The 10,982-nt window shown below is 65.8% G+C and carries 15 protein-coding genes and 1 tRNA gene; 6 read left to right on the forward strand and 10 right to left on the reverse strand.

The window, feature by feature from the left end; genetic code table 11:
* The first annotated feature begins 331 nt into the window (after positions 1–331).
* Positions 332–1,111, forward strand: a complete 780-nt coding sequence (locus tag RMN84_RS05010) for an SDR family oxidoreductase (protein ID WP_309611099.1) — start codon at positions 332–334, stop codon at positions 1,109–1,111.
* Positions 1,112–1,116: 5 nt separating this feature from the next.
* On the opposite strand, the gene RMN84_RS05015 is transcribed toward RMN84_RS05010, so the two are convergent.
* Complete coding sequence (locus tag RMN84_RS05015) at positions 1,117–1,392, reverse strand: hypothetical protein (protein WP_309611100.1); 276 nt, start codon at positions 1,390–1,392, stop codon at positions 1,117–1,119.
* A gap of 164 nt (positions 1,393–1,556) precedes the next feature.
* On the opposite strand from RMN84_RS05015, the gene RMN84_RS05020 reads away from it, so the two are divergent.
* A complete protein-coding gene (locus RMN84_RS05020) occupies positions 1,557–2,492 on the forward strand; it encodes a MarR family transcriptional regulator (protein WP_309611101.1) in 936 nt (311 codons plus the stop codon).
* On the opposite strand, the gene RMN84_RS12290 is transcribed toward RMN84_RS05020, so the two are convergent.
* From RMN84_RS12290 to RMN84_RS05030, 3 genes are all read right to left on the reverse strand, one after another.
* On the reverse strand, positions 2,465–2,851 hold the full coding sequence (locus RMN84_RS12290; protein ID WP_405051441.1) for a hypothetical protein: 387 nt from the start codon (positions 2,849–2,851) through the stop codon (positions 2,465–2,467). The two genes, RMN84_RS05020 and RMN84_RS12290, sit on opposite strands and share 28 nt — an antisense overlap.
* A 406-nt stretch (positions 2,852–3,257) precedes the next feature.
* Positions 3,258–3,333 (reverse strand) — tRNA-Val (locus RMN84_RS05025).
* Between the two features lie 64 nt (positions 3,334–3,397).
* Complete coding sequence (locus RMN84_RS05030; protein WP_309611102.1) at positions 3,398–3,979, reverse strand: helix-turn-helix transcriptional regulator; 582 nt, start codon at positions 3,977–3,979, stop codon at positions 3,398–3,400.
* A 97-nt stretch (positions 3,980–4,076) separates the two neighbouring features.
* Between RMN84_RS05030 and RMN84_RS05035 the strand changes: the two genes are divergently transcribed.
* Together RMN84_RS05035 and RMN84_RS05040 are read left to right on the forward strand one after the other, a co-directional pair.
* Positions 4,077–4,586, forward strand: coding sequence for a DUF6456 domain-containing protein (locus RMN84_RS05035; RefSeq protein WP_309611103.1), 510 nt, complete (start codon positions 4,077–4,079; stop codon positions 4,584–4,586).
* Positions 4,587–4,644: 58 nt separating this feature from the next.
* Positions 4,645–5,289: a glutathione S-transferase family protein gene (locus RMN84_RS05040; RefSeq protein ID WP_309611104.1), complete on the forward strand. Its 645-nt coding sequence runs from the start codon at positions 4,645–4,647 to the stop codon at positions 5,287–5,289.
* A gap of 13 nt (positions 5,290–5,302) precedes the next feature.
* On the opposite strand, the gene RMN84_RS05045 is transcribed toward RMN84_RS05040, so the two are convergent.
* The 5 genes from RMN84_RS05045 to RMN84_RS05065 all read right to left on the reverse strand — a co-directional run bounded on the left by RMN84_RS05045 (position 5,303) and on the right by RMN84_RS05065 (position 7,457).
* Positions 5,303–5,485, reverse strand: a complete 183-nt coding sequence (locus RMN84_RS05045) for a hypothetical protein (protein WP_309611105.1) — start codon at positions 5,483–5,485, stop codon at positions 5,303–5,305.
* Positions 5,486–5,646: 161 nt separating this feature from the next.
* Positions 5,647–6,264, reverse strand: a complete 618-nt coding sequence (gene rplI / locus RMN84_RS05050) for a 50S ribosomal protein L9 (RefSeq protein ID WP_309611106.1) — start codon at positions 6,262–6,264, stop codon at positions 5,647–5,649.
* Positions 6,265–6,276: 12 nt separating this feature from the next.
* The gene (gene rpsR, locus RMN84_RS05055) at positions 6,277–6,501 is read right to left on the reverse strand and encodes a 30S ribosomal protein S18 (RefSeq protein ID WP_309611107.1); all 225 of its coding nucleotides are present in this window, start codon (positions 6,499–6,501) and stop codon (positions 6,277–6,279) included.
* A 3-nt stretch (positions 6,502–6,504) separates the two neighbouring features.
* Positions 6,505–7,002, reverse strand: coding sequence for a 30S ribosomal protein S6 (gene rpsF / locus RMN84_RS05060; RefSeq protein WP_309611108.1), 498 nt, complete (start codon positions 7,000–7,002; stop codon positions 6,505–6,507).
* 110 nt (positions 7,003–7,112) lie between these two features.
* Positions 7,113–7,457: a hypothetical protein gene (locus RMN84_RS05065; protein ID WP_309611109.1), complete on the reverse strand. Its 345-nt coding sequence runs from the start codon at positions 7,455–7,457 to the stop codon at positions 7,113–7,115.
* A 152-nt stretch (positions 7,458–7,609) separates the two neighbouring features.
* Between RMN84_RS05065 and RMN84_RS05070 the strand changes: the two genes are divergently transcribed.
* Positions 7,610–8,764 (forward strand): aromatic ring-hydroxylating dioxygenase subunit alpha, encoded by a 1,155-nt coding sequence (locus RMN84_RS05070; RefSeq protein WP_309611110.1) that lies wholly within the window; start codon positions 7,610–7,612, stop codon positions 8,762–8,764.
* Here the strand turns inward: RMN84_RS05070 and RMN84_RS05075 are convergent.
* The gene (locus tag RMN84_RS05075; protein ID WP_309611111.1) at positions 8,712–10,061 is read right to left on the reverse strand and encodes an amino acid permease; all 1,350 of its coding nucleotides are present in this window, start codon (positions 10,059–10,061) and stop codon (positions 8,712–8,714) included. The two genes, RMN84_RS05070 and RMN84_RS05075, sit on opposite strands and share 53 nt — an antisense overlap.
* Positions 10,062–10,268: 207 nt before the next feature.
* On the opposite strand from RMN84_RS05075, the gene RMN84_RS05080 reads away from it, so the two are divergent.
* Positions 10,269–10,982, forward strand: a 714-nt coding sequence (locus RMN84_RS05080; protein WP_309611112.1) for an ACP S-malonyltransferase, incomplete at its 3' end; no start/stop codon positions are given.

A 10,982-nucleotide genomic window follows, 5' to 3' on the forward strand; every position in this document is an offset into this window, starting at 1 on the left:
CGCGCCGTCCTAGACCCCGGCCTGCGTCGGGGAACAGCAATTTACCCTGTCCTACAGCCCCGCAGCCTGCCTATGCTCGCCCTGATGACCACCAACCGCCATCCGCGGACCCGCGCCGATGGCTCCGTTGCCCCGCTAAGCTTACTAAACTGACGCAAATCGCTAGCGGACGAATGAACATCGACAGTTTAAGCGCGAAGGAGATCAGATCGGCTTCAGGAAGAGTCTGTTCATCCTGAGCTTGTCGAAGGACTGTTCTTCCTTCTAACGCGAACTCGATAAGGGCAGGGCTTCGACAGGCTCAGCCCGAACGGAATTTGGGAGAAACTATATGAACATCGACAGAGTTTCCGCAGTCGTCACCGGCGCCGCTTCCGGCCTCGGCGAGGCCACCGCGCGCGCCCTCGCCGCCAAGGGCGCGAAAGTTGCCATCTTCGACCGCGACGTCGAGCGCGGCGAAAGGGTCGCGGCGGAAATCGGCGGCATCTTCTGCGAAGTCGACGTGACCAGCGACGAGAAGGTCGGCGCGGCGTTCGACAAAGCCCGCGCCGCCCACGGTCAGGAACGCATCCTCGTCAACTGCGCCGGCGTCGCCAACGCGGTGAAGACCGTCGGCCGGGACAAGGAGACCAAGGAGCCCAAGCGCTATCCCGTCCACCAGTTCGAGCTGGCGATCGCGATCAACCTGGTCGGCACCTTCCGCTGCATCGCTTATTCGGCGTTCGGCATGGTCGGGCTTGACCCGCTCGAGGACGGCGAGCGCGGCTGCATCATCAACACCGCCTCGGTCGCGGCGCAGGACGGCCAGATCGGCCAGGCCGCTTATTCCGCCTCGAAAGGCGGCGTGCTGGCAATGGCGCTGCCGATCGCGCGCGATCTGATGAACGACGGCATTCGCGTCAACACCATCCTGCCGGGCATCTTCAAGACGCCGATGGTGGCGATGATGCCGGCCCAGGTGCAGGACGCGCTGGCAGCGCAAGTGCCCTTCCCGAAGCGGCTCGGCACGGCCGAGGAATATGCCAAGCTGGCCTGTTTCATCGCCGAAACGCCCTATCTCCATGCCGAGAGCATCCGGTTGGACGGCGGAATCAGGATGGCGCCGCGCTGATAAACTCAGGAGACGTGGTCAGGGCGCGGTGGCACCTTTATCATGTCCCATAGCAGGTCCGCCTCCGGCAGATCGGCGGCCGGCTCGACCGCGCGTTGGAGGATGTCGACCTGGCCGCGCACGATCTGCAATTGCAGGCGCAGGGCAACCGCGTCGAGCCCCTCGACCCGCCACTGGATCATCAGCGCTGTCAGCCGCTCGGCCTCGGCTAGCGCCTCCGCCAGCGCCCCGAACCAGTGCGCGCGCTGCGCCGCCGCCTTATCATCCCATCGCCGATGCACGCTCGCCCCCTCGCTGCGTCGTTCTGCGACCAAGGAGCTTGCTGGCGTCCTACGCAAGCCACCATTATGGATTTGATCGGTTTCGGATCAATTGACCAGCGACAGCGGCGCCAATTTGGTTATGATCCGTTTTGCTCGGTACATGCTTCGAAAAGGGTCTTTTCATGATGTACGCCAGCCGGCTTGCCGGCGAACCCGTGGGTTCGCCGGGCGAGCACCTTCCGCCCGCGCTTGTCTTCGGTAGCAGCGCCGCAGCACGTGATCGCGGCATTGCCCAGATCGAGGCTGCCGGCCTCCGCCTTGCTGCCGCAGTCCCGATCGAGGATGCGGTCGAGCGGATCGACCACCAGCCGGCGGCCAGCGCGGTGTGGATCGAACTCGACCGCGACCACGGCGATGCACTCGACCGGCTGCTGTCGCGGATCGATCGGGATGCAGACGCCGGCGTTTATGGTGCAGTCATCTGCGCCGGGGCGGCTCTGATCGATCCGATCTCGGCGCGGCTGACCAGTCCACGAGTCACGCTTCTGGTCGACGGCGACTGCAACGATCGCGTCGTCGCCCTCGCGCTAGCTTGCGCGATCCCCCCGCCGGCCAAGGTTGGGGACATCGCAACCGACAATAGCACCGCCCGTCTGCGTCAACTGAGCGAGGACGTCGGCCGCATCGCCGCGACTCTCGCTCGCCTGTCGAACGGTCCCGACAGCGTGAAGGGCCTCGCCGTCGCCCCTGCTGGATCGACCGAGAAACCTGCTGGCCAAGTGACCCGCGAACAGGTCCAGTCGGTGATCCGGGCGCGGCGGGTGCGGGCGCGCTTCTTCTCGGAGGAGTTGTTCGCCGATCCCGCATGGGACATGCTGCTCGACCTGACCCAGTCAGAGATCGCCCAGGTTCGCGTGCCGGTGTCCAGCCTGTGCATCGCCGCCGCCGTCCCGGCAACGACCGCGCTGCGCTGGATCAAGACGCTGACGGACACCGGCATCTTCCTCCGCCGGGCCGATCCGCATGACGGCCGCCGCGTGTTCGTCGAGCTCTCCGCAGCCACCAGCCTGGCGATGCGCAACTATTTCGGTCATGTCGGCGCAGTGGCTGGGAGTTGAAAGACGCGCGGCCGATCGTGCCATGTCGGCGGACGCGTCACAAGGTCCGCCAGCGTCAGCTTGGCATCGGTGTTGCGCATCCAGGCCTTCGCCCATCCATTAGCCGCTTTGCCATGCTCGCCGAGCCGGGGGGAAAGTCGGCCTCGGCAGAACCGCCGTCGCTGAAGCCCACCGGCTGCGCCATTTCGAAATAGTTTCCTTCGGTCCGGTGACGGCGGCGCCGGAAAAATCTCAGTTGCGGCCAAATGGGTTTCCTCCAATATGTCGCCGGTGTGGCTCACCGGCTGGGCCGGAATTTGTGCGGCGTGGCATTTCGCGAGCACCACGGCGGCGGTGGAGGCGGACGTCAGCCGGGCCACCTGTTGATAGAGCGCGGCGGTGTTGCGGGCGCGCAGGTTGCGCGTGGAGTAGCGCCTTCTTCAACAGCGCCCAGATCTGCGTCGCTACCAAGCGACTCTATGTTCACGAGGGTTTTTACGACGTCCTGCGCGACCGGCGGGCGGCAATCGCTATCAGTCAAGGTCGTCAATATCGCGCGCCGCATGGAAACCGGAACGATCCGGATCAACCAGATCTGACGCTGCGCCCCGGCAATCCCTTCGCTTGTCACAAACAGAGCGGTTTCAGGGTCGAAATGGCATCGAGGGGCTGCTCGAATTATGGTGCCGCAGGCCGTCTATCTGGCGAAAGATGCGGTCTGACCGCATGGCTATGCGTCATTCGATGGCGTCAATTCGTCGGCCGGGAGGAGCGGCAACAAGTGTCTGGTGGGCGCTGACGGGCTCGAACCGCCGACATCTTCCGTGTAAAGGAAGCGCTCTACCAACTGAGCTAAGCGCCCGCGCTTGCGGTGGCGGCGCGATGCCATGTCACGGGCGCCGGGGCAAGGCGGTGAATGCGTATCGCTACAGCCCCCTCACTAACCGCACCGTCATCGCAATCCACGGCGGGTCGGTGACGACCTGCTGGCGGCTACCAGGGCCGGGCGGAAGCAAGTGGAGTTTTCCGCCGTCAGTGCTGCTCCCCGCCTCGCGACCGATCAGGCGACCGAACAGGAAGCGACCGGCGGGGCGCGGGACGAGCACGTCGCGGTTGAGCGCGCGGGCAAAGTCTTCGGGATCGAGCTGCTCGCACCAGATTTCGTCGCCCGCGCGATAATCGCCGAGCGACGCCGATACAGTCATCGCCACCTGGCCCGCTCCTGCCTTGGGCGGTACGACGATGCCGTTGCGACGCGGGGCGGCGGCCCCGCCCGCGCCCAGCACAGCGACCACCGGCAACTCGCTCTTGTCAGGGCTGTCGACCAAGTCCGATGCCTCGACTCCCAACGCGCCGGCAATGCGGTTGAGCCAGCCGACCGAGACAGTGCGCGTCCCGGTTTCGAGACGACCTATCGTCTGCGGTGTGGTGGGCGGAGTGCAGGCTCGAGCGACATCGTCGAGCGTCAAGCCGCGGGCGCGTCGAACTTCACGGATGCGGGTGATCATGGGTGCCCTCTCTAACCAATTCGGTTTTACACTGTCCTACAGATTATCCCGTGTGGCAAGCCTTGGCGAATCGGGAACGAGTGCAGGAGTGAGAGGAATGGCGCGACGCGAAGGACAACGACTGCTGGAAGAACGGGCAATCCGCGACGAGGTCGTCTGCGCGGCAGCCCTCCCCCCGGCGCACGGCGCACGCCGTGGCCGCTTAGTCACTGTCAATCTCGCCGAGTCGCCACTCGGCTGGTTGTTCGGTCATGGCCATCTCACCGAGCGGCAATTTGCCGCAGGTGAGCGGCTACGCGCCGATTTTGAACGTGGCAACCTCGAACCGCGCGTGACCATGTCATGGGATGGAGCGCAGGTTGCGCGCGGCGGCGGTGCCTCGCCGTCGATCGACCCGACCGGCGCGCAGATCGACGCACGGCGGCGGTTCGAAACGGCGGTCGTGGCGGCGGGGGGAGGGCTCGGCGATATATTGTGGCGAGTGGTCTGCGCCGGCGAAGGGATGCGCGACGCCGAACGGGCGCTCGGCTGGCCGGCGCGGGCGGGCAAGCTGGTGCTGACCTTCGCACTCGACCGAGTGGCGGACCATTATCGTATGCCACACTAGCTGGGCCGCTGGACCGCCTGCCGATACGCGCCTATCCTGTGCGTAAGGGAGAGAGAGCATGATCCTGTTCGGTTCGTCGATGTCGCCATTCGTGCGCAAGGTGCTGGCGTATGCCAACGAGAAGGGGATCAAGCTGGAACTACGCGCGATGGGGTTGGGCAGCGCCGATCCAGATTTCCTCCGCGCCAGTCCGCTGCGCAAGATGCCGGCGCTGATGGACGGCGACTACACCGTCGCCGATTCGAGCGCGATCGTGCAATATCTCGAGGCTCTCCATCCCGATCCGGAATTAATCCCGGCCGATCCGCGTCAGCGCGGCACGGTGATTTGGCTAGAGGAATGGGCCGACACGATGCTGTCGGGCTGCGGTGGCAAAATGTTCTTCAACCGCATCGTCTCGCCAACGTTCCTCAAGGTCGAGGGCGACTTGGCCTTGGCGGACAAAGCCGAGCATGAGGAATTGCCGCAGGTCATGGACTATCTGGAAAAGCTGATCCCGGACTCGGGCTTTCTCGTCAGCGACCGACTGACCCTCGCTGATATCGCCGTCGCTAGCCCGTTTGCCAATTTCCAGCATCTCGGGCTCGATTTAAACCGCTGGCCTCGCGCCAAAGCATTTGCCGACGCGATCCTCGCCCGACCGAGTTTCGCCGCGATCATTGTAGGCGAGAAAGCCTTCTTCGCCAAGATTGCGGCCGCCTGACCGCGGCCGCTGCCTATGCGGCGGGCTCGAGGAACTCTTCGCGGTTGCCGACTTGCCCGGCAAAAGATGAGCCCAGGAACGAGCGATCGTTCGACGTGGCGCGCCTGGTCGGGCGGTCGAGTTGCTGGCCTGACTGCTGCTGGCGGCCAAGCAAGTGCTGATCACGGGAATTGTCGTGCGGTTCGCGCTGAACCATGGCTGAAATCCTCTCCAGGATCTGGCGTCCTTGGCGGTTCAACGCCGTTCGCGATTTCCCGTTCCGCGCTGTGCGACGAGCCGAAGTAATTGGCGACGAACGGAAAAAGCCGCAGGGTCACCCCCGACGGCTTAATCTGTTGGCGACCGGAAAAACGCGGCTTAGGCGGCGTCGCCCTCGGCTGGAGCTTCGGCGGCCGGGGCCGCCTCGGGGTTGACCTCGGCGGTCGCGCCCGGTTCGGCATTGGGGTCGTACGCTTCAGTGAAGCCGGCCTCGTCGCGTTCGAACATTGACGCCATCACGTCGACGCCCTTCGCCTGCAGTTCCGCTTCTTCCGGCGAGCGGGCCACGTTGACCTTGACCGTTACGCTGACCTCGGGGTGCAGCGCGATCCGGACGTCATGCAGGCCGATCGCCTTGATCGGCTTGACGAGGATGACCTGGTTCTTGGTCACCTTGGCGCCCTCGGCGTCCAGCGCGTCGACGATGTCGCGCGCGCTGACCGAGCCGTAGAGCGCGCCGACGTTCGATGCCTGACGGATGAGGATGACCGACTTGCCGTCGACGTCCTTCGACGCGACTTCGGCATCGCCACGCTTGTTGGCGTTGTCGCTTTCGATCTTGGCGCGGTTCGATTCGAACAGTTTTCGGTTTCTTTCATTGGCCCGCAGCGCCTTTGTGTTGGGCAGCAGGAAATTGCGTGCGAAACCGTTCTTGACGGTGACCACGTCACCGATCGAGCCGAGCTTCTCGACGCGTTCGAGCAGGATGACGTCCATGGTGAGGCCTCCTTACTTCACGAGGTAGGGGAGCAGGCCGATCTGGCGGGCGCGCTTGATCGCCTTGGCCAGCTCGCGCTGCTTCTTGGTCGAGACCGCAGTGATGCGGCTCGGAACGATCTTGCCTCGCTCGGACACGAAGCCCTGCAGCAGGCGCACATCCTTATAGTCGATCTGGGGGGCATCCTTGCCACTGAACGGGCACGACTTGCGACGACGGAAAAAGGGACGACCCATGGCTCAAGCCTCCTGTTCGGCGCGGGGCGCGCGGTCGGGGCGATCGCCGCCGCCGCCATAGCCACCACGGTCACCGCCGCGATCACGATCACGGTCGCCGCCGCCGAAGCCGCCGCCACCGAAGCCGCCGCGATCACCGCCGCGGCCACCGCGATCGCCGCCGCGTTCACGGTCACGATCATTTTTGCGCATCATCACCGACGGGCCGGCCTCATGGGCATCGACCTTGATCGTCATGAACCGCAGCACGTCTTCGTTGAGGCCGGTCTGGCGCTCGAGCTCGGCCACCGCCGGCGCCGGCGCGTCGACTTCGAGCATGACGTAATGCGCCTTGCGGTTCTTCTGGATACGGTAAGCGAGGCCACGCAGGCCCCATGTCTCGGTCTTGACCACCGATCCGCCGTTGTCGGTCAGGATCTTGGTCGCGTTTTCCGCCAAAGCATCGACCTGGGCTTGAGCCAGGTCCTGACGCGCGAGGAAAACATGCTCGTAAAGCGGCATGCTTGTCTCATCTGTTGGCCGATCGTTGACGCCGCACCATGCGAACGCCCCTCCGGCTGTCGTTCAAAAGCAACCGGGGCGCGGCAACGCCACACCCCGGACGAGCGGGCCTATGGTCGAAGCGCTGCGAAAAGGCAAGGCGGCGGCGGGTCGGCATGGCTGAAGATGAACAAGTCGATGGTGTAAAGTTGATGGTTGCCGCTGTTTCCGGCGGCGAGCAGGGTCCGGGGCGGAGACCGCTGTGGACGTCGATCTTCACCGATCTTCACGGTGGCGACGGAGGGCGTCCGCCCGCGAAAAGTCCCAAAGGTCGCACTGACCATGGGGCATTCGGGACGCATGGCGCTGCTCCAAAATTCGCGAAGTTTGCGGCCCGTCGGCGCAAGGATCGCGATGATGCCTGAGAGATGGTTGGCACGGCCACGCGAGCGCGAAAGAGCATCGAACGATTGCATCGACCAGCCTGTGCGCCGTCGCGTGGCTGTAGGAAAGTTGTTTCGGTTGGGGCCGGAAACAGGCGTCAGGCAAAGGCGACGCGCAGACGCTCGAGGTCGCGCAGTGCCGGTATAATTATTGAGCGCCCGCCGATTCGTGCCATAGCTCGGTAATGGCCACCAACCTCCGCCCCGTCGCCGCCGCCGAAGACCCGCTCGACGGGACGAGCCTGCCCGGCTGGCTTTACCACGACCCCGACTTCTTCGCTGCCGAGCGTGCCGCGTTCCTTCGCGCGGCGCCGCAAGTCGTGTGCCATGCCAGCGAGATCGCCTTGCCCGGGGAGTGGCGGACATTCGACTATCTCAGCGAGAGCGTGATCGTCATTCGCGGGGACGACGGCGTCGCGCGCGCCTTTGCCAATGTCTGCCGCCATCGCGGGTCGCGGCTGGTCGATGGCGAGGCGGGGTGTGCGGCGCGGCTGACCTGTCCTTATCATGCCTGGACTTACGCAAAGGACGGGCGGCTCGTCGGGGTGCCGATGCGCGAGGAATATCCGGGGCTCGATCCGGCGGCGCTCGGGTTGGTGCCGGTGGCGCTGGAGGAGTGGCGCGGGTTTCTGTTCGTGACGCTGGAGCCGGGCGCGCCGTCCGTCGCCGAGATGATGGCGCCGCATGAGGGCGAGGTGGCGCCTTACTGGTTCGAGGAATTGCGCGCGACGGGCAAGGTGACGCTGCGCCCGCGCGCGCTCAACTGGAAGACGATCGCCGACAATTATTCGGACGGGCTGCATATTCCGGTCGGGCACCCGGGGCTGACGCGATTATTCGGGCGGGGGTATCGGATCGAGGCAGGCGAGCATGTCGACCGGATGGAGGGCGATCTGCGCGACGAGCCGAGCGCCAATTGGTCGGAGCGGGCGTATCAAAAGTTTCTGCCGGAGGCGGCGCATTTGCCGCCGTCGCACCGGCGCAAGTGGCTCTATTTCAAACTGTTCCCCAATGTCGCATTCGACATTTATCCCGACCAGGTCGACTTCATGCAGTTCCTGCCGGTAAGCGCGACGCAGACCGTTATCCGCGAGATCAGCTATGCGTTGCCGGACAGCAGTCGCGAGATGCGGGCGGCGCGCTTCCTCAATTGGCGGATCAACCGGCGGGTCAATGACGAGGATACGGTGCTGATCAGCCGCGTGCAGGCGGGGATGGCGAGCCCGAGCTATGTCGCGGGGCCGCTGGGGACGAGCGAAGTGTGCCTGCGCAGCTTTGCGCAGAAGCTCAGGCGGCTGGTTCCGGAGGCGCGGCTGGCGCGATCTCCATGGAGCCCGTGAAGCGGCGCGACAAATAGCGCACGGGAAACCCGGCCGCGGCAAGGCCGAAGCCCCACAGGGTCGGCTCCCACCCGGCGCCGACGAACATCATGACGCTGTAGGCCATCGCGACGACCAATAGGGCGGTCCAGCGGCCGCCGACCCTCAGCTTCAGCGCGGCAGCGGCGCAGACGATGTAGAGGATCAGCGCGGCGACGGTCGAGACGAGCGTGATGAAGATATAGACGGGGACGAAGCTGTCACTGCTGCTGGCGAGGACGAGCAGCGCGGCAATCAGCGCGCTGGCGCATAGTGCGCCACTGGGCGCGCCGCGCGAATTGGTGCGGCGGAACAGGGGCGGGAGGTCACCCGCGCGGGCGAGGGTGCGTGACACTTCGGCGCCGAGCATCAGGAGCGCGTTGGCGGTGCCGAAGGCGCTGACGGCGGCGATGGCGGCGACGACTGCGCCGGCGGCGTGGCCGAGGATCGGCGCGATGGCGTCGGCGAAGGGCGCGCCGCTGGTTGCGGCCCGCACGCTCGACAACAGCATCAGCGTGGCGACGGTAGCGGTAAGGTAGATTACGCCGGTCAGTGCGGTGCCGATCAGGGTCGCCCTCGGCACATTGGTCTCGCTGTCGTCGGTGACCGTCGCGACGACCGCAGCGGCTTCGAACCCGGTCAATGAGAACAGCATCAGCGCGCCGGCGGTGGCGATCGCGGTGAGGGTGAGCGGGACTGCGGCCAGTGGCTCGACCGGGGCGGCGGTGGCGAAGCGGGCGGCGACGAGCAGGACAACCGCCAGCAACGGCACGATCTTGATCAGCGTCGCGGTAATCTGAAGCCCGCCCGCCGATCGGACGCCGCGCAGGTTGATCGCCAACAGCGTTGCGATCGACAGCAGCGCGACGGTCACCAGCCCAACGCCGTGGCCGAGCGCTGGGACGATGTAGGACAGTGCGCCGGCCACTGCGATCGCGATCGCCGCAATCCCGGTCCACTGCGATACGGCATAGCTCCACAAGGTGACGAAGGCGGCGGTTTCGCCGAATGCCTGGCTGACGTAGGCAAACGGGCCGCCGGGGATGCGCGCGGCGAGAAGCGCAAGCGCGAACGCGAGGCACAGCGTGCCGCCGATGGTGACGGCAAAGGCGACCAGCATGTTGGCCCCGAATGGAGCGAGCGTCGTCGGCAGTAGATAGACGCCCGAGCCGATCATCGTGCCGACGACCATGGCGAGACTCATCCAACGTCCGAGCAGGCGCGGGGCTGGCGCGACGGCCAGAGGGGCGGGTGGCGACGCGATGGTCTGGTCGGACATGGCGGAGGCTTCGCACTGTCGCGCGGGCTTGGCAATCGCAGGCGCTGGGCCTAGAACCTGATCGCCTTCAGTGGAAGCGCTTCGCGCGTCCGCTGAAGGCGTGAATCAGGCGCTAATCATATGCTTAGAGCGTGATTCACGTTCCAGATTGTTCCAATCTGAAACGATCACGGTCTTGCCGCGCGGCTTGATTTGCAGGGGATTTTCATGCGCGCATTTCTGTTTCCGGGGCAGGGTAGCCAGGCGGTCGGCATGGGCGCGGCGCTGGGCAAGGCGAGCCGGGCGGCGCGCGACGTGCTGGAGCAGGTCGACGAGGCGCTGGGCCAGAGTCTCTCGCGGTTGATGCGCGACGGGCCCGAGGACGCACTCAAACTGACCGAGAATGCCCAGCCGGCGATCATGGCCAATGCGCTGGCGGTCTATGCGGTGCTGACCCGCGATTGCGGGGTGCAGCTGGGCAGCGCGGCGCAGGTCGCGGCGGGGCATAGCCTGGGCGAATATTCGGCTTTGTGCGCGGCGGGGGCGTTCGTCCTGGCGACGACGGCGCGGCTGCTGAAACTGCGCGGGCAGGCGATGCAGGCAGCGGTGCCGGTCGGCGAGGGGGCGATGGCGGCGTTGCTGGGTGCCGATGTCGAGCTGGCGCGCAGGATCGCCGAGGCGGCCGCTGCGGGCCTCGCGCAGGAGGGCGCAATCAAGAGCGTGTGCGAAGTGGCCAACGACAATGACCCGAACCAGGTGGTCATCTCGGGCCATTTCGCCGCGATCATGCGGGCGATCGAGCTGGCCAAGGGGATGGGCGCGAAGCGGGCGGTGCAGCTGCCGGTGTCGGCGCCGTTCCACTGCTCGCTGATGCAGCCGGCGGCGGATGCGATGGCGGCGGCGCTGGCCAAGACTATGATCCTGCGCCCGGCGGTACCGATC

The organism is Sphingomonas sp. (assembly GCF_031380695.1).
Lineage (GTDB): Bacteria > Pseudomonadota > Alphaproteobacteria > Sphingomonadales > Sphingomonadaceae > Sphingomicrobium.

Bases quoted from the DNA above. Each gene is read 5' to 3' on its own strand.
- RMN84_RS05010 (WP_309611099.1), top strand. From the start codon at position 332: ATGAACATCGACAGAGTTTCCGCAGTCGTCACCGGCGCCGCTTCCGGC.
- RMN84_RS05020 (WP_309611101.1), top strand. From the start codon at position 1,557: ATGATGTACGCCAGCCGGCTTGCCGGCGAACCCGTGGGTTCGCCGGGC.
- RMN84_RS05030 (WP_309611102.1), bottom strand. From the start codon at position 3,979: ATGATCACCCGCATCCGTGAAGTTCGACGCGCCCGCGGCTTGACGCTC.
- RMN84_RS05035 (WP_309611103.1), top strand. From the start codon at position 4,077: ATGGCGCGACGCGAAGGACAACGACTGCTGGAAGAACGGGCAATCCGC.
- RMN84_RS05040 (WP_309611104.1), top strand. From the start codon at position 4,645: ATGATCCTGTTCGGTTCGTCGATGTCGCCATTCGTGCGCAAGGTGCTG.
- RMN84_RS05045 (WP_309611105.1), bottom strand. From the start codon at position 5,485: ATGGTTCAGCGCGAACCGCACGACAATTCCCGTGATCAGCACTTGCTT.
- rplI (WP_309611106.1), bottom strand. From the start codon at position 6,264: ATGGACGTCATCCTGCTCGAACGCGTCGAGAAGCTCGGCTCGATCGGT.
- rpsR (WP_309611107.1), bottom strand. From the start codon at position 6,501: ATGGGTCGTCCCTTTTTCCGTCGTCGCAAGTCGTGCCCGTTCAGTGGC.
- rpsF (WP_309611108.1), bottom strand. From the start codon at position 7,002: ATGCCGCTTTACGAGCATGTTTTCCTCGCGCGTCAGGACCTGGCTCAA.
- RMN84_RS05065 (WP_309611109.1), bottom strand. From the start codon at position 7,457: ATGCAATCGTTCGATGCTCTTTCGCGCTCGCGTGGCCGTGCCAACCAT.
- RMN84_RS05070 (WP_309611110.1), top strand. From the start codon at position 7,610: ATGGCCACCAACCTCCGCCCCGTCGCCGCCGCCGAAGACCCGCTCGAC.
- RMN84_RS05075 (WP_309611111.1), bottom strand. From the start codon at position 10,061: ATGTCCGACCAGACCATCGCGTCGCCACCCGCCCCTCTGGCCGTCGCG.